The organism is Spirosoma harenae (genome assembly GCF_054776975.1).
Genome location: NZ_BAAHBD010000007.1, coordinates 134,548 through 158,656 on the forward strand (window position 1 = coordinate 134,548; position 24,109 = coordinate 158,656).

Consider the following 24,109-nt stretch of genomic DNA (forward strand, 5'->3'; position numbering starts at 1 on the left):
GACCGGGACGCCGGCCGCACAGACACGGGGAGTTCGGCCAACGCTATCATTCGGTACAGGGTCTGTGAGGACACAGACCCAGGAAACGGGAAACGGCTATTGGTCGTTTCGGCGATTAATGAATGCAACTCAATAGTACCTTCCTAGCGAACCACGGCTAGTTTCCCGGCTAATCCTTCTGACCCATCTTTTGTCACCACCACAACTAAATAAATCCCTGTTTGGACTGAACGACCTAAATAATCAATGAGATTCCAGCTAGCTGTTCCGCCCTGCGATTTTGTTTCATAGACCAGTTTACCGCCCGCATCAAGAATCTTTACGGTAGCATTATCGGTCAAGCCTTTAATCCCAACATTCCCCTGAAAATCCGGTCGTACTGGATTCGGGAAAATGGTTAAGGTGCTTAATGCATCGGCAGGTTCAGTAGCTGGCCCTTGATATGATACAATGCCGTATGGACGGTCAGCTGTTCCGGTTTGGATAAAGACTTTGCCGCTGGTAGGTTCTATAGCTATTGCTTGGACCGAATTATTGGGCAACGGGCTATTTTCGGCGGTGAATGTATCCAGCAATTGCGACCCATCTGGCGCGACATGATAAACGCCTTTTGTCGTACCGATCCATTTTCGATTCCCCCCGTCGACCGCTATTGAAGTAATCTGCTCATTAGCGAGTAATCGACGGCGATTCAGGATTGGGGGTTGTGCATCGATGGCAACATCGAAGGCACCGGCTGGATTATCAAATACTGTTGGCCCCAAATCGGTGCCAACCCAGATAACGCCCGTACGATCTTTTACTAAAGCAAGAATTGTAGAGGATAATAAACCGCCTTGCCCGGTTAGGGTCGATAAATAGCGGGTTCGATTGCCTGCTGGATCAACGACGAAAATATCCTCGTTCCGGCTCGTACGCATCCAAAGAAAGCCATTGTCGTCTGGGACAAGTTGGGTAATAATAGTCGGAACGAGCACCGGAAATGATTCAAACTTGCCATCTGGCCGACGAACATGTAAGATGGTTTGTGTCGAGTACGGTGGAGTCCAGGTGGTTAGCCATAAATTTCCATCGATATCTGCTGCTATACTGGTGATGAATGGGCTAATGGTTGCTGGTAGCGTAACAGCAGTTGGGGATTGTCCGTCTGCCTGACTCCATAAACCTGATCCAAAGCTGCTTAGATAAAGTTTTTGCTCTGATGATAAGTAGGCCGCACTGTTAAAACCACGGGTTAACCCCGAAACCTGACCACTAGTCCAGCGGCCATTTGGTACTGAAAAAGCTTCATAGGGAGTTGCTAACGTTCTGTCATCCAGAGGAACAACAGGTAAACCAATAAGTCCCTGTGGATAACCATATAAGCTGACAAAATGGTCGCGGGTCGGGCCTTCGGGAGCGATTCGAGTAAACTGACCTGCATTTCCGAGCAATAAACCATTTTTTGTATCAGCGACCCATATTGTATTTCCGTCTACGATTAGTTCGCGCGGATCGGCGAGTAAGGCACCCGAAAATGATCCTGTTCCAGAAAGGGTAATGGCTTTGTCCGTCGCCAGAATCGGGCTCTGTGAAAATGGAAATTGCCTGATAATCGGATTGGCCAATGATTGTGTTAACGTCCACCTACCACTTTGTCGTTCGTAAATACCTACACCATTTACGGTTGCTGATAACTTTCCCTGGTTGGCAACAATCGATTCGAGTGGCTGACCAGGTTCGGTAACATTTCGCCAGTTTGCCGGATCAACGATATTTACACTGGTTGCAAAGCGAATAGCGCGCAATCGACGACCAGTTCCTCCCAGAGTTAGAGCCCCCGTTAGTGCATACAAACTATCAGTTGTAGCAGCTGTCTGATAAATCGGTAAAGGAGTGCCGTCGGAGCGTAGGCTAAAATAGGTGTCTCGGATTTCATTCCTCGCTAAATCCAAAACGACAATCCCAAAATCAGTGCTCAGATAAAGAACATTGTCGATACGATTCAGGTGATTGATTCCGCGTGCCGTCGGCAAGTTCGACGCCGAAAAAATAGTGTTCAGATTGGTAATCTGGCCAGGCTCACCAGCATCGTTTATGGCGATGAAATCCAGATTTCCGTTCTGATACGCAATGAGAAGACGTTTTTGATCAGCTAAATAAAGAATTCGGCTAATTCCTACACCACTCAGGCCATCTGCTTTGCTAAGGGTAGTCGACTCCTTGGTTACTTTGTCATAATAGAAAAATCCATTTTGCGTAGCTGCGTAAACTTTATTACCAATTACAGCTACCGATTGCCCCGATTGATAACTAAAATGAGTTTGCCAGACGCCTATTTGAGCGAGCGATGAACTATAAGTGATGAGTGATGAGAGTAAAAAAAATACAGTACACCAATAGTATATAGAAGATAACTTTCTGAATCTTAATTTTTTATACAATATTTTTTGTAAATCATTCATCATTCATCATTCATCATTCATCATTCATCATTCATCATTCATCATTCATCATTCATCATTATTAACGTCTTCATACGCCCATTCCTTTTGTCCCGCTTTCTCTCCCAGATTAAAACAACGACGGCAACGGGCTTCGTAACTATCTGTTTCTCCGAGTAATACACGATCCTGAGAAGGCACAAGTCGGTACGAATATTGGGCAATGTCGCCACAAACCACACAAATGGCGTGAACTTTGGTAACATACTCAGCAATACCCATTAACTGTGGCATACAACCAAATGGATTCCCGGCAAAATCCATATCTAGCCCTGCAACAATCACCCGTTTGCCCTGATTCGCCAGTGTATTGCACACTTCGGTAATCTCTTTATCGAAAAATTGGGCCTCGTCGATACCAACTACTTCACAATCACCCGCTGATTTTAAAATTTGGCTCGCTGTTTGCACGGGGGTTGAATGAATCGCATGCGCCGAATGAGAAACGATGTTTTCGGCATGGTAGCGGGTGTCCAAAGCGGGTTTAAAAATTTGAACGTTCAGCTTGGCAATCCGCGCACGAGTGAGCCTACGAATTAATTCTTCTGTCTTTCCAGAAAACATTGATCCGCAGATTACTTCGATCCAGCCGGTGCGGAGATGGGGTGGTTCACGACGTCGAGTGGGTTCTATAAACATCCGTAATTCTTAAAACTATACCGTAACCTGAATAAACTATACCTATTATGACTAGCCGGCAAGGTCACTGCTTTATTTATCCACACGGTTTGCCCGTTGTTGGGCTAAACCATGGATTACAACCCGCTGCATTTGATTTCTTCAGTGATAACAATCGGTTTGTAGCTGAAAGCTATATATTTACAAAACAAAGGCTTTTCCTGATGTCGAACAAGTTTAACGCCAACGCTCTATCTGAATACAGTAAGTCCTACGCCCGTCGGATTGCGTCTGATTTTTATCAAAACCATACGACAATTAATGGTCAACAAATTCTTTCTTTGACACCTATTAGTCAAATAAACCTGTTTGTTATCAGTAGCTTATCGGATAAATGGCAGGCGGATGCGGAGAAATTCAGGAGTCCTTACTTCGATTTTAACAGCGATGAAGTACAGGAAGCATTACAGAATTTCATGAACGTGGTCTCACAACATATTTCGGTTCGTCGTGAGCATCTCGAACCGCTGTTGACCGACGCCGTACGTCGGACGATCATCATGATTTTCGATCCTCGCTCGTATTTCGATGATGTGCTTCGGAGTCAGCCTGATTTTACCGTTACGGCTGCTGCGATCAAACAAATCATCCGGTATACGAAAATTAATCAGTTTATTCCGACGCATATTATGCAACGGATGAATGGTAAGCCATTCGTATATGTCAATCAGGCGCTGATTTATCTGGACGAAGCGCTTACCCAAAAAGCGCACGAACTGGAGCCTTACGAAAAATTTGTGACTCAATTTTCGGAAAAGCATCCAATGAATCCAGCCGTGTTGCTACGTAGCCACGTGCCTGATGCAATGCTCTCCACTCCTGCGCGATCCTTTTTCGATACCGCAGCCGAGACGACAGTTCCACCGGCTCCATTAGTACCGGCCAACTCAGTTTCAGAAACTACAATTCAATCGTTGTCGTCCAAGCCTGAGATTTCATCAGTTACGGATACAAATGATTCAGATAGTTCGGGGGGAGTGAAATTCCTGAATGGTACGCCAGGACCAGTACCGGTAGCACCAACTAGTCAGCCATCGCGGCTGGATGCGGAACCCGTTCAGGCGACAATCACACCAGAAATCAAACCGCTTCCAGAAGCGGAAGAAACGCCAGTCACTTTAAACGATACCTTACGCGAAACACCCGTTACGGAGCCCCCTACGATTGCCGAGACATTCCATCGTGCGCCCATTGAAAGCGTAGCTCGTAGTATTTCATTAAACCAGAAATTCCGCTTTATCAATCAGCTTTTCAACGGCAATGCCAATGCGTATAATCAGGCTGTTGAAGAGATCGATACCTTGAATAATTATGGTGAAGCACTGGATTTGATCTCGTATCGATATGCTTCTCAGTATCTATGGGACATGAGTAGCGATGAGGTAAGTGAACTGGTTGAAATTCTGAAACGGCGTTTCGCCTGATCTGGAGCTTCCTTAAGTATATTTTTTGTTCATAAGTGTGTCTTTTTGGCGCTTTCATCGTCCAATGCACTTTCGCTATTTGAACAAAAAAGCTTTTGCGAATTCTTTCCCTGATCGTACTGATTGGATTACGGTTGTCGTTTGCTGGTTTTGCGCAAACGAATGTACCAGCGCGTCGCGAAATCGATATTAGTCTGCACCTACAGGATTTGTTCCCCGTTCAGACCGAAGGAGTTGACTACCAATCGATTTATGACGCCCTGACGCAACTTTATGCGAATCCACTTGACCTGAACAGCGCCAGTCGGGATGAATTAGAAGCAACCTACCTTCTCTCTGAACGCCAACTTAATAGTTTGGCGACTTACCGGGCAGAGTTCGGTGATTTGATCTCTGTTTACGAGCTTCAGGCTATACCTGATTTTGATCTACCAACCATTCGGCGACTACTGCCTTTTGTCGCAGTTGCGGGAAATTTAACCGGATCGGGCGCAACGGATAACTATCTGATTGTCCGATACGAGCGACTGCTCGAACAGCAAAAAGGCTTTACTGAAGCTATTCCAGATAAAAAAGGCGCTTTACCGACTCGATATCTAGGCGATGCCAATCAATGGTATATGCGGTATCGCTATAGTCGGTCGCGGAATTTTAGTATGGGTTTTACTCTGGAAAAAGACCCTGGTGAGCGATTAGACTGGCAGCCATCAGCTAATCGGAATGGCGCTGATTACGTATCATTTCATGCACAATTTCAGAATCGAGGTCGTTGGAAAAATATCCTTTTAGGTGATTATCAAATACAGGCCGGACAAGGCTTAGTGTTGTCTGGAGGCTTTGTGCTAGGTAAAAGCAGCGAAACAGTCCAGTCGATCCGGCGGCCGACACTAGGTGCACGGCCCTACAATTCTCTGACTGAATACGGCTATTTTCGAGGTATAACGGCTACTTACGCATTACACCGGAATTTAACAGCAACGTTGTTGATTGCCCGGAATCGTCGCGACGCGAATCTAACATCCGATAGTTTGGGAACGGGATTTATTGCTACTTCTCTACAAACGTCCGGGTTTCATCGTACGCAATCGGAAATCGACGATCAGGGAAGTTTGCTTGAAACCAATCTGGGTGCGCATATACTGTATCAAAACCACCATCAAGTTCAGGTTGGCTTTACGCTTTTACGAACCACATTTGATACGTTTCTCCAGAAGCGCAATTTGCCTTATAATCAGTATGAATTTACGGGTAAGAATAACCTAGTCGCGGGCGTTCACGCTGGCTACATCTGGCACAACTGGAATTTCTTCACAGAAATAGCGCATAGTGGCGGTTCTGCAACAAATTCGGGTGGCATTGGCGCGGTAGGAGGTGCGTTAGCCAGCCTGACCAAAAAAATTGATTTGTCTGTTGTATTCCGGCATTACAATCGGAATTTCCATAGTTTTTATGGCAACGCTTTCGCTGAAGGGAGTCGAACGATCAATGAATCAGGTATTTATATGGGAATGAAATATACGTTGTATCGAAAATTGACTGTTGGCGGATTTGTCGATTATTTTCGTTTTCCCTGGTTAAAATATCTCGTTGATAAACCGTCGAATGGGTTTGACTATTTGTTACAGACTCGCTACATGCCCAATCGTCAAACGACCTTTTACGCCATCTACCATGAAGAGCATAAGCAAAAGAACCTCACAATCAATAAAGAGAAAGAGGTAGTCGGAACAATGCGCCGAAGTTTTGCTCTAAATGCTGATTATAAACTAGCAAGAGGACTGTCACTGCGCTCTCGTATACAATGGGGTAGTTTTAGTTATGCTGGGCAAGCTGCTTCAAGAGGTTTTACACTCGTTCAGGATGCTACGGTTGAACACAAGCGATTAACTGTGAGTGGTCGAATTGCTCTGTTTGGTACAGATGATTATGATAGTCGGCAATATGTTTATGAGCGAGATGTGCTCTATGCCTTCTCGTTTCCAGCCTATTTCAATCATGGCGTTCGCCATTACGTATTGGCGCAGTATAGCCTAAATCGTCATTTGGATGTATGGATTCGCTGGGCAAGAACGGATTTGACAAATCAGATAACCGTTGGCTCCGACCTTGATCAAATTAATGCCCCTCACAAAACCGAAGTGAAAATGCAAGTACGTTGGCGATTCTGAGGATCACGATCCTCCTGCGAAACTCAAAATAGCACTGGTTATCAGGTGATTGTTGGGGTTTTTAAGCGTCTGACGGATCTGGGAATAAATAATAAAATTGGGGGTATATGTATTTTTGTTTTTGTACAAACGGCATAATTAGCTACTTGGACTGGTCAGAGCGCAAAAGTTGATTCACAAGATTGATCAAATCGTTTGGGAGTTTTTCGATTCATAAAGAAAAGCACTGATGATGTCGGCCAGGATAAATCAAACGGCGTTTTTATGAACAATTTTGATGGGAGGTGGCATCAGTGTAAGGGTCATAGCTGTCACTCCAATGGACCGCATCAGTAAAGAAATAACTTGCAATCAAATAGCCACCGTCGGCAAACCCGTGGTTCTTGCGAATATCAATAATGATCGCATCGGTGTTGGCCAGAAACGTCATCGATGAGACGGTTCGGCCGATCTAGAACTAGGTTGCTTTGTCGTAGCCTATTGCAGCGCCAGTTGAAAAGCTAACACCCATGATCCTGCTGGTGGATGCCTTCCATCTAAAGTATTTATGACTAACAATCACTCCATATTTTCATTTCTGGTTCATTTGAGCTAACCGATCGTTCAGGAAGCTATTGATTCGTTAACCGTACGGTCAATTTGCAATAAGTGTTTGACAATGCGAGTGGAAGCAGCTTCGGCAAAATCCAATCCAGAGTAATCCGGATTATAGCCCCCGATGTGCGGCACTGCCATTATATAGAGCCGGGGGTTGGGTTGCCCCTGCGGATCAATAACCTGAAAATCATCATTGATAGCCAAACCCGGTACGGTCAGATAAAACTTACCATCAGCTAGTTGCTCCACATCGCCATTGCCTTGCTGCATAGCCTTCAGACCCACTTCATCCGACTGATAACGCAGTCGCGCCCGGCTTACCGTCTGATCTCTTACTAAGGTTTTAAAGGGAAATTCCTCAAATGCCAGATGAGGCTGCCCTATACAATCGACAAATGTTTGATAATGCACCGGCTGGGGCTGATCGGTATCTTCCGGGTTGTCATATGTGGCCCCGCCTTCCGGATGAGGAGTGACTTTACTGTCTTCGCCAGCCGTTTTAAGTGTCAGTATGCCAGCCTGATAAAGCGCTAATAACTCCTGAGCGGATTGCTGTGGCACAAAAGCAATAACGATAGCGATTAACGGCATCAGCACTTTTTTTAACCGTTCGCTGTCTTCTGCCGAAAAATATTTGGCTGGATAATTCAGGGCGTAACTCAGGACCGCCAGCGTTTCTTTCCAGTGAATGGACTCGCGTTGCTTGATGGATTGTTCGGCCTGCTGATATTCTTTCGCAAACAGAACAAACGGATCCTGATGCTCACGCATGCCCATCATTGTGTCGACGAAAGTCTCCAGGTCCATGTCTCGGATACGTTCGTAAAAAACCGGATCTTTCTTTCGTAAAGCCTGTTTGAACGCTTTTTCGAAGACGAAATCCAACGATAGAAACCCTTGATTTTGTTGCCGGTTGGCCGCAATGAGATCCGGACTTAGTTGGTCGTCCTGAGAAATCAGGGGTTCATCCAGATGAAACCGAATGGCGGGTAAAAGCCCCTGCCGGGAATGCATCACCAACTGAAAATCAGGGACTGCTTTCGACCGATAATACCGAAGCTGCCCGGTTGAATCAGGTTCGAAATGCCCATTATGCCGAGCCAGTGTACGGATGGCGTCTATGGCCGTCAGAGAAGCCCCCCGGATGGCAACGGGATGATTCAGTGTCAAGGCCAGTTTAGTTGGTGGGTAAGGTGAATCAAAATAACCTGGCACCGTGCCTTCGTGGCTAATCGGCCAGTAATGGCCTGTACAAACAATCACAATATCAAAGCTGTAGCGGTGTTTGTCAGCGGTTTCTATCCATACTGTCTGGCTGGTCGGTTCATTGCGGATGTCGCTCACGGTACAGTTGAGATGAACCTGCGTATCCAGCCCTCGAGCCCGCGCTCGTTGTTGCAGTAAATCAAACTGGGCCGATAGGTATTGCCCGAATAGTAACCGAGGAACCACCTGATATGGGCTAATTTGCCGTGGATCGAGTTGAAACAAGGCAAGCCGTTCCACTGGCTGAGTTTTTATCCATTCTGGCAGGGAGGTTATCAAATTGGGAATTTCATTGCCGGATACATTGGTTACATGTTCGACGTTGGCTCCGGCCATACTGTAAGGCATGCCAGCCCCTAATTGAGCGGACCGCTCAAAGATGTGAACATGTAAGTCATTTCGATCGGATTCAATCAGGCGTTTATACGTAAATAAAGCGCTCGGCCCCCCGCCCAGGATGGCAATGCGAAGTTGTGGTGTTGGTGATGGCATAAATAAACTAATCCGTTACGGGAACTATACACTTGACCCCTCTGGAAAGGTGTAGTAAAGAATGCCAGCCAGGTGGTCTTGAAAAAACGTAGATGGATAAAAAAAGACTAATTTTCATATGAATTGATAGCTTTCAACCAAAGTCGATAATGAAGCAAATTGTTTACTGCCTAGCGTCAACCATTACGGCCAAGCTCTACTTCTGTCAACACGCCTGAGGGAATTCGTAGTCCGATTAAGTAACTGTTTTGTGAGACAGTTGTATGGGCAACATTTTTGTGTAGTAGATCCAACTTCTTAGAGGCACAAATTCACAGCAATCCGTAAAATCAACTTTTACGTTTCGTTAACATTCTTTTACTAACCCTCCAACACATTTCAGCACGAAGACGGCTAGGTTTGCGGCCCACGTAGTGGTTGACATTCATTGGTAGCAAAAAGAAAAAGAATGAACTATTCCCCCGCATATGCTCTGTTCCTGATGGTTGTTTTTTGCACATCCTGTGGGCAAAACCAAACAAACGGACCAAAAGACACCATCAAGTCCGAGATCAAAGACATAGGGCCTAACATAATGGTGCGGAATATAAAAAAAGGCAGAAATGGCACTATTTTGATGGCTGGCCCCAACAACGCATCATTTGGTGATGTGTTTCGATACGATGGACAATCGTTTACTAATCTTACCAGTAAACTAGGTCAGCACACATTCTGGGATGTTCTGGAAGATCGACAAGGAAATAGGTGGTTCGCTTCTACTGATTCAGGCGTTTATTATGACAACGGCAAATCCATTCAGCATTTCACGACCACGGAGGGTCTTTCCAATAATCGAGTTACGTCTGTTTATGAAGATAAAACTGGCATTATTTGGTTTGGCACTGGAGGTGGACTAAGTCGGTACGATGGGAAATCGTTTCGAAATTTTACCTCTCCCAATGCCCCGCTTTTTTATAAAGAAGGGCATTGGAATAATGATATTCATACAATTCTTGAAGATAAAACAGGGAAATTGTGGGTTGGCACAAGGGGCGACGCCTTTGTTTATGACGGAGGGAAATTTACCACGTTAACCCATAAAGGCGAACCCTTTCTCGACGTTTGGGCTATACTGGAAGATAACAAGGGAACTATCTGGCTCAGCGGTTACAATGGCTTTAAAGTAGGCCGGACCGGTGGCCTCTATCGCTACGACGGCAGTACCTTTACGAAGGTATCGGAGCGAGGTGCTTATGCGATAATCCAGGATAAAAAAGGGGACATCTGGACTACTGGTCCAGTAAATCCGGCTAATTGGACGGTTCAGGCAGTTTCGCGGTATGATGCGAAGTCCTTATACACGAATGAGCCCACGGTAACCGAAGTTATGTCAGGAAAGGCTTTTCTGGGGCTTTCGGAAGCTAATGACGGCAGTATTTGGTTTGGCGATGCGACCGGCGTATATCGGTATGATGGAAAGACAATCACGGACTTTTATAAGAAAGAGGGCCAGAAAAAATATAGCATCGATACGAAGCAAAGTGCTGTCGTATGGAAAGGTTCTATGTTACTTGGTGGATGGGAAGGTACTACGTTTCTTGGCGATGGTTCCAATACAGGAGACGTCGATATAGTAAAAGGAGAATTGGTCATCGACAACCGTCATTTAGTGGGCGGTGCTGTTGAAGTCGACATGAATACAATTGAAAATTTTGTTGATCAACGTTCACTCAATAAATACCCTCCATTTTTTGATATCAAAAAATTCCCGGTTTCTACATTCGCCATTACAAAGGTTGAAACATGGAATGATAGAAATACAAAAGTTCCAACTGATGGCAGTATAAGAGTTAATGATGGAAATATAAAAGTTACAGGGAACCTAACTATTGAAGGTATCACGAAGGCAGTTACTTTTCCAGCCAAAATGCATTTTAAGGACGGAATGGACGGAACTGTCGAGTTGAATGGCACGCTGACCATTGATCGAACAGATTGGGGTATCGATTATGGATCAAAAAAGAACTTTAATCAGTCTATTGATGGAGTTTTTTCGGACGAGGTTAAACTCTTTGTGAAAATCGTAGCGAAAAAATAAGTAGGTAGCAGGCTTTGCAATAAAACAATTCAAAGTCCCATTTTCTCTGTACTATTTGAGTTTGTAATACAATTGATCGATAACAGCTTAGAGTTGGTGGTACCTCATGAACGTCCGATCCTCAATCGTTGAGCGGTTCAGTAATTGGGAGGACTTCAGTATGATAAAGTGAAAAAGCCTAAAAATCAACGGATTATCCTTCATTTAAAAACAGAGCCTACCCCTACGGAATTCGAACCTGCGACCTGCTCATTTGATCTGTAACAGCGGCCAACTCGACTATTTTTCCATTTCCCGAATGAGTTTATTCGCGTTAATAAACTCATTCAATTCGTTTACTCCCGACTCGGTAAGGGTATTACTATTACCTTCCCAGAGTTTCTTGCCCTGATATAGAAACATAATCTTCTCGCCGATTTCCAACATCGAATTCATGTCGTGCGTGATCACAACAGTTGTAATTTGAAACTCGTCGGTGATTTCAGAAATGAGCTGATCAATTTTGATCGATGTAAGCGGATCAAGACCTGAATTTGGCTCATCGCAGAATAAGTATTTCGGATTCAAGACGATAGCGCGGGCGATACCAACCCGTTTTTTCATCCCACCACTAATTTCAGAAGGCATCCGGTCGGCCGCATTTTCTAGCCCCACTCGGCGTAAGCATTCCTGGGCACGATCTATTTTTTCGCTTTCTGCCTGCTCCGTCAACATATCAAGCGGAAAACGAACATTTTCCAACACCGTTTTCGAATCGAACAGCGCCGAGCCCTGAAATAGAACGCCCATCTCCCGACGAATCGTTTTCTGTTCGTTCAGATCGGCTTTTAGAAAATTACGTCCATCGTAAAGAACTTCTCCTGAATCAGGTTGCACTAAACCAATCATGCATTTGAGCAGAACGCTCTTACCTGTTCCGCTACTGCCAATAACCAGACTCGTATCGCCAGGTTTAAACGTTCCACTAACTCCCGCCAGAATCTGACGATCGTTAAAGGATTTCGATATATTTTTTATTTCAATCATGGGGGTTCAATGATAGAATGATTGAGTAATAGAATGATTCAATAAAACTTTGCGTAAGCCTATTCAATCATTCTATACACTCAATCATTCAACAATTAGGTGAGTAACATCTGCGTAAGGATGAAATCGGCGGCTACGATGGCTACACAACTATTGGTTACGGCTGCTGTCGACGCAGCGCCCACTTCCAGCGCACCTCCACGAACATTGTAGCCTCTATAAGCTGAAATGGTTGAGATCAGAAAGGCGAATACTACCGTTTTGATGAGTGCGAACGTTACACCGAATGGCTTGTACTCGAATCGCAGGCCCGATATGTAATCCTCCGAAGAGATCACACCTGCTAAAGTTCCGGCAATGTAGCCACCTAAAATAGCCAGAAATCCAGCCATGATCACTAGTAGCGGAAACATGAGAACGGACGCAATCACCTTCGGTAAAACCAGATAAGAGCTAGAGTTAATGCCCATTACTTCTAGCGCGTCAATCTGTTCGGTGATTCGCATTGTACCTAATTCACTGGCAATATTCGATCCTACTTTCCCGGCCAATACAATACAGGAAAGCGTTGGCGCTAATTCCAGAATAGAACTGTCGCGTACAATTAATGCGATGATATTCTTTGGAACGAAGGGGTTTGTGAGGTTATAGGCTGTTTGTACGCACGTGACGGCGCCAATAAAAGTGTTGACAAGAGCAACAATGAAAATCGAGCCGACTCCAATGTTTGTGCATTCATTGAGAATAAGCCCCATATAAACGCGGAATTTCTCCCGATTGCGGAAGAGTGTACCCAGAAAAATAAAGTAACTGCCTAATCGTGACATAAATCGGTAGCGAAGACGTACGAACTTTAGCGTGAATGATCGTCATTCGGGAGAACCCTCGTAAAGATAGAATGGTTTCTGACGTAACTTGCGCCGTAGGCTAAACCTTACTATTTCATAATCGCTAGGAATAAAATTTCATTACTTTTTGAATGAATCCACTCATTGTTATTACGGGAGGGACCAAAGGAATCGGTCGCGCTATTGCTGATCGATTCATCTCAGAAGGTTTCGATGCCGTTGTCTGTGCCCGGTCGATAGATGGTATAAATGGTCCTAATCTTTTCCCATTTGCTGCCGATTTATCAAGCCGTTCCGGTGTCAATAACCTTCTCGAGTATATTCAGACGCTTAATCGGCCTGTCGATGTGTTGGTTAATAATACGGGTGTTTTCCTGCCAGGACAGATTCATAATGAAGCAGAAGGTACGTTTGAGCAAGTAATGAACACGAACGTCGCCAGTGCTTATCATCTGACTCGTGGTTTAGTAGGAGAAATGATGTCTCGTCGCCAAGGGCATATTTTCATGATGTGTTCAACTGCCAGTATTACGGCCTATACAAATGGTGGTTCGTACTGTATCTCTAAATTTGCGTTGCTGGGTATGAGTCGAGTGCTTCGCGAAGAACTTAAGCCACATGGTGTAAAAGTGACGGCTGTTTTGCCGGGCGCTACACTTACCGCCAGTTGGGAAGGCACCGACTTACCTGAGGAGCGATTTATGAAGCCCGAAGATGTAGCCGACAGCGTTTGGGGCGCTTTTTCCTTATCGAAAAGTGCCGTTGTTGAAGAAATATTAATCCGCCCACAATTGGGTGATATTTAACAGCAAGTATAATCTAAACGAGGTTAAAGCTGGAGCTTAATAGTTTACGTATTTGAGTTTTATCTGGCTGTAGGGCAGTGAATACTAGGTATTGGGCTACTTACATTATAAACAGCTGCCGAAGAATGACGGTTGACTGATGACTCTTTTGTAACTTGCGCCCTACTTCATCGTTTCAAAACGCAAAAAATATTCATAATTAAACTGACTTATTGCTACGAATGGCTTCCGTTGAGTATCTGGGTATTGACGTTGGCGGTACAAACGTCAAAATGGGCATTGTCGATGCGAATACTGGTAAAATTTCTAATTTCTACAGCCACGACACCATTAGCTGGCGCGAATCGGGCCATTTCGTCGACCGTTTTGGCGATGCCGTTGCTCTCCAATTATTAAGCAATAAGGACGTAAAGCAGGTCGGCATCGGTTTGCCGGGCATGCTGAATCGTGAGCGAACTGTCCCGCTTGAAATCACGGCGATTCCGGAAATCAACGGCGTTCCTATGGTGGATATATTGAGCAAACGATTTCCTGGTGTTCAATTTTTTCTGGAAAACGATGCCAATGCCGCTGCTCTGGGAGAGTATTATTTTGCCGAAGAAAAAATCACGGAGAACTACATCTTCATTACGCTAGGTACGGGCGTGGGTGGGGCAGCTATCATCAACAAGAAAATATTTACGGGTGGCGACGGCAACGCGATGGAACCAGGCCATATTCCTTCCCGGAATGGACGGGTTCTTGAGCGAAACATCGGCAAAGTTGAATTGCTTCAATTGGCTAATGATCGCCGGAAAGACTTCAAAGGGGATACGCATTTACCCGCTGATGGCAGTATTTCGACAACTGGCTTGGTTGCGGCTGCGGCTGAAGGCGACGAACTGGCTTTGCAAATCTGGACGGAAGTAGGCGAAATGCTGGGCGAAGGGTTAGCGTCTCTGATTAAAGTATTAGACATTAAGCAGGTATTAATCGGAGGAGGTTTATCGGCCTCATTTGATTATATTTTACCAGCTGTTCATAAAACACTTGAGTACTGGTTGAATGCGTACTATAAAAACGGCTTGAGCATCAAACGGGCCACGCTCGGAAATGACGCCGGATTACTTGGAGCTGCTTCGCTCTGTTTTGAATAAAACATGTCTTAGAGCAGCTTTTGTCCTTCTGAGGGAGGTAGAATCTTAAAAACACTCTGATTTACGTATTAGGAAATGTTAAGATTCTTCCTTCCTCAGAAGGACAAAAAGGTTTATGAAGTGTCTTACATTCAAAAGTTTAGATTGCTTACTGCACTACATTCACTTCGGGAGATATGGTTATGCCAAATTTTTCCTGAACCGATTTCTGAACCTGTTGAGCAAGGGCCAGAATCTGATCGCCTGTTGCCGAATCGTAGTTGACCAAAACAAGGGCCTGCTTGGCATGAACGCCCGCATCGCCAGAACGATAGCCTTTCCAGCCAGCCTGTTCAATCAGCCAGCCAGCCGGGACTTTCACTACCTTATCGCCCAGAGGATAACCCGGTAACGTTGGATAAGCAATTTGCAAAGCATCAAACTGCGCTTTAGGGATTTCAGGATTTTTGAAGAAACTGCCTGCATTACCAATTTGCGCTGGATCAGGAAGTTTGCTTCGGCGAATGCGCATCACAGCTTCACTTATCGCTTTAATCGTTAGTTTGTCTTCTGATATACCCATTTCAGTTAGTGTTTCCTGAATGGCACCATAGCGAGTATGAAACGTAGGCTGTTTATCTAATTGCAGTGTAACGCTTGTAATAATATACTGGCCTTTCAATGCTCGTTTGAATACGCTTTCGCGATAGCCAAATTCACAGTCTGCATGGGTAAATGTCCTTTTTTCGCCAGTAGTACTATGAACAGCGGTTAATGACTCAAAGACCTGCTCTAACTCAACACCGTAAGCACCAATATTTTGCATAGGCGCTGCGCCCACGGTTCCCGGAATAAGCGATAAGTTTTCGACTCCAGCATAACCCCGGTTTACGCAAAACATAACTAAGTCATGCCACACCATGCCAGCCCCTACTTTCAGATAGACATGAGTGTCGTCTTCCCGAACGATTTCAAGGCCCTGAAGGCTCACTTTGACCACTAATCCATCAAAATTCCGGCATAGTAAGACATTACTTCCACCACCAAGAATCAATTTAGGCGTATCAAGAAATTCGGATAACTGAAGTAACGTTTGAAGATCTTCTTCGTTAGTAATATCAACCCAGTACCGCGCGTTAGCATCAATCCGAAAGGTATTATACGGTTTAAGCGACACGTGGCTTTCTATGTTCAGCATGTAGAGTTTTGGATTATCTCCCAAAAGTAGCGAAAATCCGACAGGGGCTTGACGTATTGGAATAACAGAATGGCTATTTTTGTACCCTATCAACTAATAAATATGCGTTACAAGTTAGGCTGGATATATCTGTTGTTTGTACTAATCGCTAGCGGTTGTGCCAGTAGCCGTGCCGTTACGTCAGGTAAATCGGCCACGGATTATAATGGATATAACGAAGACCTTACTTCGGTACGACCTGTGTATAATTCAACTTCAACGCCAACCAGTTCGTCGTCTACAAAAAAGCCAACAGTACCAGCAACAACTTCGTCTGTGACACCAAGCCGTACCGATAATCGGAAGATGGGTGCACCTATTGAGGCTATGCATATCAATCGCCGACTCGATTTAGTGCTTGATACGATAGCGACTCAAAATCGTACCATTCGTTATGCGCCAGGTTTTCGTATTCAGGTGTATGTAGGCAATCAACGCCAGGAAGCAGAAGCTGCTAAGTTGGCAATCTCGCAGAATTTTCCGGAATTAACCCCTTACCTGAGTTATAATCAACCAACTTACAAACTTAAAGTAGGCGATTTCATGCGTCGTCTGGATGCTGAACGATACTTTACATCAATTCATCGATTAATCACATCCGCTCAGTTGCAGGCAGATAAAGTAGACATTCGGCGTAGCCTGTTAATAAAGTAATTGGTGGTAGTTAGCGAGTTATAAATTAACTTTGATATTCTTGGCCATACGAATTGGCGTCAACCTAAGTGTTAGAGTGTATGAAAAAAGCATTAATTACGGGGATCACCGGGCAGGATGGCGCCTATTTGGCCGAACTGCTCTTAAGTAAAGGTTACGAAGTGCACGGTATCAAACGCCGTAGCTCCCTCTTCAACACCCAACGGATCGACCACATGTACGAAGATCCCCACGAGAAGAACGTAAACTTTATTCTCCACTACGGTGATCTGTCCGATTCGACCAACGTCATCCGCATCATCCAGGAAGTGCAGCCCGACGAAATCTACAACCTGGGCGCCATGTCGCACGTGCGGGTCAGTTTCGACGAGCCGGAGTACACCGCCCAGGTGGATGGCATCGGCACACTGCGCATTCTGGAAGCGGTTCGCCTACTGGGGCTGACCGAAAAGACCCGGATTTATCAAGCGTCGACGTCTGAATTATACGGTGGGGTACAGGGACATGCCCAATCGGAAACAACCCCATTCTATCCCCGCTCTCCCTACGCGGTTGCGAAATTATACGGCTACTGGATTACAGTCAACTACCGGGAGGCTTACAACATGTACGCCTGTAATGGTATTCTATTCAACCATGAATCGCCACTGCGGGGTGAGACGTTCGTAACCCGTAAAATTACGCGGGCGGTCTCGCGCATTGGGCTGGGTTTGCAGGATAAAGTATACATGGGGAATCTGGATTCGTTGCGGGACTGGGGCCATGCGAAAGACTATGTGGAAGCGATGTATTTGATCCTGCAGCAAGACACGCCAGAAGATTTTGTAATTGCGACGGGGGTTACCACCACGGTTCGGGATTTCATTCGGATGGCGTTTGGCGAAATTGGGGTTGAGCTGGCCTTCTCGGGCGAAGGCGATGCGGAGACGGGTGTAGTGGTGAGTTCAACGAATCCAGAGTTTCCGGTTGAGATTGGCAAAACCGTAGTCTGCATTGATCCTCGTTATTATCGTCCAACGGAAGTGGATCTGCTGCTGGGCGATCCCACCAAAGCGATGACCAAGCTGAACTGGAAGCCGAAATATGATCTGCCAGCGCTGGTGAACGACATGATGAGTGCTGACATTGCCTTGTTCAAACGGGATCAGTTGTTAGCCAACAGTGGTCATCAAATCTTAAACTACTACGAATAGTCGTCAGTCGAGTATTCGATTTATACGATAACGGTCGGGTCTCAAGGCCCGACCGTTTTTTGTCTGTAAAAAAAGCGCCGACCTGCTAGAGAGGCCGACGCTTTGGGAATCTGCTTATTTACGAGTACTTACATTGGTACTGCGTAGTAGTACATCCGGGAACTGTTCGGATACATGCCAATCAGCATCAAGCCATCGCCATCATGCACAGTCGACATAATTGCTTGAAGCTCTTTCGTTGATTTGATGTTTTTACCATTCGCTTTTACAATGATAAAGCCATCTTCAACATCGGCATCGGCCATTTTACCGTCTGTAACCTTCTTAACTCGAACGCCACCACTGATGCCTAATTGTTTAGCATCTTGAGCCGATAAGTCTTCGAATTGAGCACCTAATGAGCTTAACGATGTAGTGGCAGCAGCCGTCACGTCAGATTTCTTGATGATATCGCGACCACCATTACGGTTGCGCAATTCTACTTTGAAATCACGTTCGGTACCATCGCGGTTAACCGTAACAGAAACTGCATCACCTGGACGACGACGACCGATGATTTCACGCATTTGAGCATCTGAATCAAGAGGCTGTCCTTCCATTTTCACAATAACGTCACCTTTTTTCAGGCCAGCAGCTTCAGCAGCACCGTTTTCAACCACGCTTTCTACATAGATACCGCGACCGATTTTAGCACCTTTTTCTTTTGCTACCGTGCTGTTCAGCTCTATAGGCATGATGCCGATATAACCGCGTTGTACATTACCATATTTCAGTAAATCAGCCGATACTTTTTTCACGAGCGATACAGGAACAGCGAAGCCATAACCACTGTAGTAACCAGTTGCAGAGGCAATCGCCGAGTTAATACCGACCAGTTCGCCACGTAAATTGACCAATGCACCGCCTGAGTTGCCTGGGTTAATAGCAGCATCCGTTTGGATAAACGCTTCAACAGGAGAATCAGGTTTTGCATCATTCTTGTTGATATTCTGATCAAGAATACCAATCCGACGACCTTTTGCACTTACAATACCAGCCGTAACGGTCGATTCCAGATCAAGCGGATAACCAACGGCTAATACCCATTCGCCTAATTTCAGCGCGTCAGAATCGCCTAAGGTAATAGATGGCAGATTGTTAGCATCTACTTTGATAACCGCTAAGTCAGTCAGTGGGTCAGTACCAATTACTTTAGCTTTAAAGCTACGTTTATCGGTCATAATGACTTCCACTTCGTCAGCATCCTGCACAACGTGGTTATTCGTAACAATATAACCGTCTTTGCTGATGATTACGCCTGAGCCAGAAGCCTGTCCTTGTTGACGGCGAGGTTGACGCTGCTGTCCACCAAAATCATCACCAAAAAAATCCCGGAAAATATCTGGAATTTGTTGCTGACGAACGGTACGGGTCATTGTAGTACGAATATGAACGACCGTTGGGGTTACGGCTTCGGCTGCAGTAGAGAAATCGCCTGGTGCTGCATTCGGTCCACCTGGCATTGACGCCAAACGGCCCATAATAGTCGGTGTAGGCGACGATTCGTTAAAAATTACATCCCGGTTGTTGAATCCCAACAGGTTGTAAACGGCCAGCGTGACTACGCTCGACAGGAGAGCCATCACCGCTAATAATTTCCAGTTGCTTTTCATGGTTTAATTGGGAAAATCTAATTGCTTTCTTTTTGTGTTGGAATCAAATCTTACTCTGCTGGTATAACGGAAAGAGCCTTCTGAAAAATTCGGATTATGCACGTCCTTAACAATATTTAACAAGGCTTTGTTAAGGGGCTGTCAAGTTAAGAAAAAGCCTGCAAGAATCCCTTACAGGCTTTTCATTAAAATGCGTAATCGGGTTTAACTAAGCATTAATCTCGATCTGACGCGGTGGTTTTACTTTCGCTTCTTCCCGTTTAGGAAGCTCAATTTTCAGTAATCCATCTGTATAGGACGCGTGAATCTTGTCTGCGTCTACAGAGGTTGGTAAGGTAAAGGTCCGCTGAAACGAAGAGTAGCTAAATTCCCGGCGGGTATATCGCTCCTGATTCGTGTTCTGATTCTCCTTCTCACCATCAGCCTCATCCTTATGTGTTTCCTGATAAGCTGAGATCGTCAGGTTATTGTGATTCAAATCGAGTTTGAAATCATCTTTCTTAAGGCCCGGCGCGGCTACTTCAATCCGAAAGCCATCTTTGTTTTCTGCTACGTTTACCGCTGGTACATTATGCACCGAAGGCATATTCGTATTAAAAAAATCGTTCATGTCGCGACCAAAGAAATTTTCAATCAGCGACGGAAAATTGCTGTTTCTGCGCACTAACGTATTCATGACTCTTTGTTGTTTTTATGTTAGAAAATAGGTTAACAGATTATGCAAACTATTTTTCAAACATTATGCCAGCTAAAAAGTCATGATTATTCCAGCCATTTTGACATTATTCAGCCAATAACTAGAAAAAATACTAGACAAAATGGCGTAGAAATAGTAAAAATGGGAAAAATCTGACAGTCAGTATTTTGAAGAGGTATACGCGTAGCGCCTATCACATGACAAGAAATGTAGGAGGAGGAGGCAGCCTTATTTTATGGCCATTAGTTCAAAAGCTTTCTCAGCAGCTGCCTGCTCGGCTTTTTTCTTGCTATAGCCGCTACCCGTCGAAAAGGGCTCGTCGTTGACAAGTACCTGAGCGATAAACTCGCGGAAATGGCTGTTCCCTTTTTCAGAGACGATTTCAAAACGGATTTCTTTCCCTTCACGCTGCGCCCATTCAATCAGGCGGCTCTTGAAGTTTCCGTTGTTCTGTACGACCGATTCAATGTCGTAGTGGGAGAGTAAGTCTTTGAGGATAAACTGGCGAGAGAATCGGAACCCTTTATCCAAATAAACGGCACCTACCAAAGCTTCCAACGCATCACCATACATCGACGTACGAGCAGGTAGGCTACGTGTACGGCTACCATCGTATTCAATCAATTGATCGAGACCTATTTTGCGGGCAATACCGTTCAGTGTTTCCCGATTAACAATTCGCGAGCGGATCTCGGTTAAGAAACCTTCGTCTTTATAAGGGTATTTCTTAAAGAGAAATTCGGCAATTACCATGCCTAGTACCGCGTCGCCCAGGTACTCCAGTCGTTCATTCGATTCTCGAAATCCTTCAATGGCTGTCGCTTTGGAAGCCGACGTATGGCGTAGGGCTAATTGATAGAGGCCAATATTAGAAGGCCGCGCGCCAATAATGTGCCCAATTGAGCGACGCAGGTTTTTACGCGGGTCTTTGTTTCCAGACCGGAACCATTCGAGAGGGTTGAATAAACTACGTGGCAGAGCGAGTTGCACGACTCAGCTAAGTTTTCGGAAAATGACGATGGCATTGTGGCCTCCAAACCCAAATGCATTGCTCATAACCGTTTCTATCGAACGGGGCTGAGCTACATTGAAGGTTAAATTGAAGCGCGAATCAATTTCATCGTCGTTGGTGAAGTGATTAATTGTCGGCGGAACAAGTTGATGTTCCATTGCTTTAATACACGCAATCGCTTCAACAGCCCCAGCAGCGCCTAGCAAATGCCCAGTCATCGATTTACTCGAACTGATATTCATCTTAAATGAATGTTCGCCGAACAATTGGTGAATGGCTTTCAACTCCTGTGGATCACCAATGGGTGTTGATGTACCATGCGTGTTAATGTAGTCAATTTCATTCGGAGCGATACCAGCGTCATTCAACGCATCCTGCATACCTAGAAACGCCCCCAACCCATCCGGGTGTGGAGCCGTGATATGATACGCATCTGACGACATACCGCCACCAATCAATTCAGCATAAATTTTTGCGCCCCGAGCTTGAGCATGTTCGTACTCTTCAAGAATAATCGAACCGGCTCCTTCGCCCATCACAAAACCGTCGCGATCTTTATCATAAGGCCGGGAGGCTGTTTCGGGAGAATCGTTACGCTCAGACAAAGCACGATTGGCATTGAAACCACCAATTCCCGCTTTCGTAACGGCGGCTTCAGACCCACCTACAACACACATATTCAGCCGACCTAGGCGAATATAATTAAAAGCATCGATAATCGCATTATTGGTGGAGGCACAAGCCGAAACCGTCACGTAGTTTGTGCCCCGAAACCCGTAACGCATCGAAATTTGCCCCGATGCACTATCGGCAATCATTCTGACAATAAAGAATGGATTAATACGAGGTGTACCATCACCTTTGGCGTAATCGATCATTTCATCCTCGAACGATTTGAGACCGCCAATGCCTGATCCCCAGATAACGCCGACTTTGTTTTTATCGAGCGTATCCAGATTCAATTCCGCGTCTTTGATGGCTTCGTCAGTAGCAATGAGTGCGTAGTGCGTAAACGCATCCATTTTGCGGGCTTCCTGCCGGGGGATATGTTGGGTGACGTCCAGCCCTTTTACTTCGCAGGCAAATTGCGTACGAAATTTACTGGCGTCAAACTTCGTAATGGGACCGGCCCCGCTTACACCGGCGGCTAAGTTGTTCCAATAAGTGGCTACATCATTGCCAATTGGTGTCAATGCACCGAGGCCGGTCACTACTACTCGTTTGAATGTCATACAGGTTTACTGCGTAATGAAAAAAGAAAAACAACGCCAAGCTATTAAATGTTGGCGCTGGCTTTCGGGTACTAAATGGGGTTCGGTAAGACCTATTTACCGATGTGTTTTTCCAGGTATTCGATAGCTAGACCAACCGTCGAGATTTTTTCAGCCTCGTCGTCTGGAATAGGTAAGTTGAATTCTTTTTCAAATTCCATAATCAGCTCAACCGTATCGAGCGAATCGGCTCCAAGGTCGTTGGTGAAGCTTGCTTCTGGAGTTACTTCTGACTCTTCAACACCTAGTTTCTCAACAATGATATTCTTAACTTTTTGTGCAATGTCCGACATTTTCGTAGTCCGTTGTAGTTAAAAAACTGCGCAAAGAAACGTATTTACCTTTGTATTATCAAACAATTTTTTAGGATTCAGGTCGTTAGCAGTAACCTGCAAAACGGCTTTATGTTTCTGCAAAACAGATTATTAAGTAAGAAATTTATTTAATAGAATCAATGCCTGTATTGGACCATATTTGATAAAAAATATAGCCATTTATCGGATTACTACTGACTTACAGACGTAAGTTGGAATAATGCCAGTGCTCCGGATTAGTATTTCTGCATCCTGCGGTTGCGTATTTCCAGTGAGTACCAGAGCAGTATCTAGCCCAAATTTATTACCACCTAAAATGTCGGTTTTAAGCGTATCGCCGACCATCAGAATATCTCGCTTGCTAACCTCGGCCGCGTTGTCGAGCCGCTCGCAGGCAAACATAAAAAGTTGCGCATCGGGTTTACCAAATCGAATGAACTGCTTGCCTACGATGCCCTCAATCATCTTAGCGACAGCCCCGATCGCAATAGCAATTTGAGTTTTTGAGACGGGATAAGTAGCATCCGTATTAGCCACAATAACCGGAATATTTCGCTTACGTAGCAAATTGACCGTTTTAGTCAAGTCCGTATTCCAGTCGAACCCTTCATCGTCTAGTAAGACTAAAGCATTGATATCAGCAACATCTTTTAGGTCAACGTGACTAATTGGTAGGGTTTTCAGTCCTGTTGTTTCAAGGTAATGCGCTGATTTTTCGGTGCCTAAATAAGCAACGGTACCGTTTCGGACTTTTAAATCCAGATATTCCCGAGCCAACATTCCAGACGAAATAATACGCTCAGGTGTAATTGCGTAAAAGCCCTGTCGATAATAAGACTCCGCTAATTCATGTGGTCCACGAGAGGCATCGTTGGTCAATACGTAAAAGTCTTTACCCGTTTCCCGAAGCCAGTTGAACGTATTTTCAATGCCGGGTAACAAACCTTCTGAGTTTTTCAGGACGCCAAATGCGTCGAAAAAAATGACTTTATACTTATCCGCAACGGTTTTAAAATCGACAAGTTGCATACGAAAATAAACTAATAGCCATACTCCCGACTATCTATAGATTATTCGTAAAAGTACAACGAATGCCGAA

The 24,109-nt window shown here is 45.0% G+C and carries 20 protein-coding genes; 7 read left to right on the forward strand and 13 right to left on the reverse strand.

The genetic code is table 11. From position 1 onward, the window contains the following. Positions 1 to 143 precede the first annotated feature (143 nt). The gene (porZ, locus tag ACYVE4_RS06485; RefSeq protein WP_460996168.1) at positions 144 to 2,423 is read right to left on the reverse strand and encodes a type IX secretion system anionic LPS delivery protein PorZ; all 2,280 of its coding nucleotides are present in this window, start codon (positions 2,421 to 2,423) and stop codon (positions 144 to 146) included. Between the two features lie 69 nt (positions 2,424 to 2,492). Further along, positions 2,493 to 3,122, reverse strand: coding sequence for a thymidine kinase (locus tag ACYVE4_RS06490; protein ID WP_460996169.1), 630 nt, complete (start codon positions 3,120 to 3,122; stop codon positions 2,493 to 2,495). Between the two features lie 203 nt (positions 3,123 to 3,325). On the opposite strand from ACYVE4_RS06490, the gene ACYVE4_RS06495 reads away from it, so the two are divergent. Together ACYVE4_RS06495 and ACYVE4_RS06500 are read left to right on the forward strand one after the other, a co-directional pair. Then, positions 3,326 to 4,585, forward strand: coding sequence for a hypothetical protein (locus tag ACYVE4_RS06495; protein ID WP_460996788.1), 1,260 nt, complete (start codon positions 3,326 to 3,328; stop codon positions 4,583 to 4,585). A 95-nt stretch (positions 4,586 to 4,680) separates the two neighbouring features. Next, positions 4,681 to 6,753, forward strand: coding sequence for a ComEA family DNA-binding protein (locus tag ACYVE4_RS06500; protein WP_460996170.1), 2,073 nt, complete (start codon positions 4,681 to 4,683; stop codon positions 6,751 to 6,753). Between the two features lie 262 nt (positions 6,754 to 7,015). On the opposite strand, the gene ACYVE4_RS06505 is transcribed toward ACYVE4_RS06500, so the two are convergent. Further along, positions 7,016 to 7,183, reverse strand: a complete 168-nt coding sequence (locus ACYVE4_RS06505; RefSeq protein WP_460996171.1) for a hypothetical protein — start codon at positions 7,181 to 7,183, stop codon at positions 7,016 to 7,018. Between the two features lie 173 nt (positions 7,184 to 7,356). Further along, positions 7,357 to 9,108, reverse strand: coding sequence for an FAD/NAD(P)-binding protein (locus ACYVE4_RS06510; RefSeq protein ID WP_460996172.1), 1,752 nt, complete (start codon positions 9,106 to 9,108; stop codon positions 7,357 to 7,359). A 448-nt stretch (positions 9,109 to 9,556) separates the two neighbouring features. Between ACYVE4_RS06510 and ACYVE4_RS06515 the strand changes: the two genes are divergently transcribed. After that, positions 9,557 to 11,185 carry a YceI family protein gene (locus ACYVE4_RS06515; protein ID WP_460996173.1) on the forward strand — a complete coding sequence of 543 codons (1,629 nt, stop codon included), beginning with the start codon at positions 9,557 to 9,559 and terminating at the stop codon, positions 11,183 to 11,185. 279 nt (positions 11,186 to 11,464) lie between these two features. On the opposite strand, the gene ACYVE4_RS06520 is transcribed toward ACYVE4_RS06515, so the two are convergent. Together ACYVE4_RS06520 and ACYVE4_RS06525 are read right to left on the reverse strand one after the other, a co-directional pair. After that, complete coding sequence (locus ACYVE4_RS06520; protein WP_460996174.1) at positions 11,465 to 12,211, reverse strand: ABC transporter ATP-binding protein; 747 nt, start codon at positions 12,209 to 12,211, stop codon at positions 11,465 to 11,467. Positions 12,212 to 12,306: 95 nt separating this feature from the next. Further along, entirely contained in the window at positions 12,307 to 13,038 is a 732-nt protein-coding gene (locus ACYVE4_RS06525) for an MlaE family ABC transporter permease (protein ID WP_460996175.1), read from the reverse strand. A gap of 152 nt (positions 13,039 to 13,190) precedes the next feature. On the opposite strand from ACYVE4_RS06525, the gene ACYVE4_RS06530 reads away from it, so the two are divergent. Together ACYVE4_RS06530 and ACYVE4_RS06535 are read left to right on the forward strand one after the other, a co-directional pair. Continuing rightward, complete coding sequence (locus ACYVE4_RS06530) at positions 13,191 to 13,865, forward strand: SDR family oxidoreductase (protein WP_460996176.1); 675 nt, start codon at positions 13,191 to 13,193, stop codon at positions 13,863 to 13,865. A gap of 221 nt (positions 13,866 to 14,086) precedes the next feature. Then, positions 14,087 to 15,001: an ROK family protein gene (locus ACYVE4_RS06535; RefSeq protein WP_460996177.1), complete on the forward strand. Its 915-nt coding sequence runs from the start codon at positions 14,087 to 14,089 to the stop codon at positions 14,999 to 15,001. Positions 15,002 to 15,149: 148 nt separating this feature from the next. Here the strand turns inward: ACYVE4_RS06535 and murB are convergent, their stop codons facing one another. Beyond that, positions 15,150 to 16,178, reverse strand: coding sequence for a UDP-N-acetylmuramate dehydrogenase (gene murB, locus ACYVE4_RS06540; RefSeq protein ID WP_460996178.1), 1,029 nt, complete (start codon positions 16,176 to 16,178; stop codon positions 15,150 to 15,152). Between the two features lie 102 nt (positions 16,179 to 16,280). Between murB and ACYVE4_RS06545 the strand changes: the two genes are divergently transcribed. Both ACYVE4_RS06545 and gmd read left to right on the forward strand, forming a co-directional pair. Then, entirely contained in the window at positions 16,281 to 16,871 is a 591-nt protein-coding gene (locus ACYVE4_RS06545; protein WP_460996179.1) for an SPOR domain-containing protein, read from the forward strand. Between the two features lie 80 nt (positions 16,872 to 16,951). Beyond that, positions 16,952 to 18,064 (forward strand): GDP-mannose 4,6-dehydratase, encoded by a 1,113-nt coding sequence (gmd, locus tag ACYVE4_RS06550; protein ID WP_460996180.1) that lies wholly within the window; start codon positions 16,952 to 16,954, stop codon positions 18,062 to 18,064. 128 nt (positions 18,065 to 18,192) lie between these two features. Here the strand turns inward: gmd and ACYVE4_RS06555 are convergent, their stop codons facing one another. From ACYVE4_RS06555 to ACYVE4_RS06580, 6 genes are all read right to left on the reverse strand, one after another. After that, positions 18,193 to 19,716 (reverse strand): Do family serine endopeptidase, encoded by a 1,524-nt coding sequence (locus tag ACYVE4_RS06555; protein ID WP_460996181.1) that lies wholly within the window; start codon positions 19,714 to 19,716, stop codon positions 18,193 to 18,195. A 208-nt stretch (positions 19,717 to 19,924) separates the two neighbouring features. Then, entirely contained in the window at positions 19,925 to 20,392 is a 468-nt protein-coding gene (locus ACYVE4_RS06560; RefSeq protein ID WP_460996182.1) for an Hsp20/alpha crystallin family protein, read from the reverse strand. 249 nt (positions 20,393 to 20,641) lie between these two features. Next, positions 20,642 to 21,403, reverse strand: a complete 762-nt coding sequence (rnc, locus tag ACYVE4_RS06565; protein WP_460996183.1) for a ribonuclease III — start codon at positions 21,401 to 21,403, stop codon at positions 20,642 to 20,644. Between the two features lie 3 nt (positions 21,404 to 21,406). Further along, the gene (gene fabF / locus ACYVE4_RS06570) at positions 21,407 to 22,657 is read right to left on the reverse strand and encodes a beta-ketoacyl-ACP synthase II (protein WP_460996184.1); all 1,251 of its coding nucleotides are present in this window, start codon (positions 22,655 to 22,657) and stop codon (positions 21,407 to 21,409) included. Between the two features lie 92 nt (positions 22,658 to 22,749). Next, positions 22,750 to 22,989, reverse strand: a complete 240-nt coding sequence (locus ACYVE4_RS06575) for an acyl carrier protein (RefSeq protein WP_018617787.1) — start codon at positions 22,987 to 22,989, stop codon at positions 22,750 to 22,752. 201 nt (positions 22,990 to 23,190) lie between these two features. After that, a complete protein-coding gene (locus ACYVE4_RS06580) occupies positions 23,191 to 24,039 on the reverse strand; it encodes a TIGR01459 family HAD-type hydrolase (protein WP_460996185.1) in 849 nt (282 codons plus the stop codon). Positions 24,040 to 24,109 lie beyond the last annotated feature (70 nt).